This window comes from Okeania hirsuta, assembly GCF_003838195.1.
In the GTDB taxonomy this organism is placed as follows: Bacteria; Cyanobacteriota; Cyanobacteriia; order Cyanobacteriales; family Microcoleaceae; genus Okeania; species Okeania hirsuta.
This window is the reverse complement of the sequence record NZ_RCBY01000694.1, coordinates 1-566: the sequence shown is the minus strand read 5'-3', so window position 1 is coordinate 566 and position 566 is coordinate 1. Positions and strand designations below refer to the sequence as shown.

Here is a 566-nt window from a genome sequence, read left to right as displayed (position 1 = left end):
AAAGTTAATCGCTAGAATGAAACCGGAACAAGTTTGGAGCTATAGCACGAGCAACCACCATCGCCAAATCTAGACCCAAATGTAAAGCTGTTCCCACTGCTGCCAACATATTAGATAAATTATACTGTCCTACCAGTGGCAAACTAAAAGGAATTTCACCTTGGGGAGTATGCAGAATTCCTTTAACTCCGGTGGGTTGATATTCCAAGTCTGAAGCCCAAAAATCGGCGGAAGTGTTGCTCGTGCTATAGCTCCAAACTTGTTCCGGTTTCATTCTAGCGGTAAAAAGTTAATCGCTAGAATGAAACCGGAACAAGTTTGGAGCTATAGCACGAGCAACCACCATCGCCAAATCTAGACCCAAATGTAAAGCTGTTCCCACTGCTGCCAACATATTAGATAAATTATACTGTCCTACCAGTGGCAAACTAAAAGGAATTTCACCTTGGGGAGTATGCAGAATTCCTTTAACTCCGGTGGGTTGATATTCCAAGTCTGAAGCCCAAAAATCGGCGGAAGTGTTGCTCGTGCTATAGCTCCAAACTTGTTCCGGTTTCATTCTAGCG

At 43.6% G+C, this 566-nt stretch carries 1 protein-coding gene and 1 pseudogene; both read right to left on the bottom strand.

Annotated elements, in window-relative coordinates; translation table 11 throughout:
• Positions 1 to 52: 52 nt before the first annotated feature.
• Positions 53 to 262: pseudogene (locus D5R40_RS33720) on the bottom strand (Mur ligase family protein); the annotation flags it as partial.
• A gap of 27 nt (positions 263 to 289) precedes the next feature.
• A partial coding sequence (locus D5R40_RS33715) for a Mur ligase family protein (RefSeq protein WP_248284167.1) occupies positions 290 to 566 on the bottom strand: 277 nt, incomplete at its 5' end.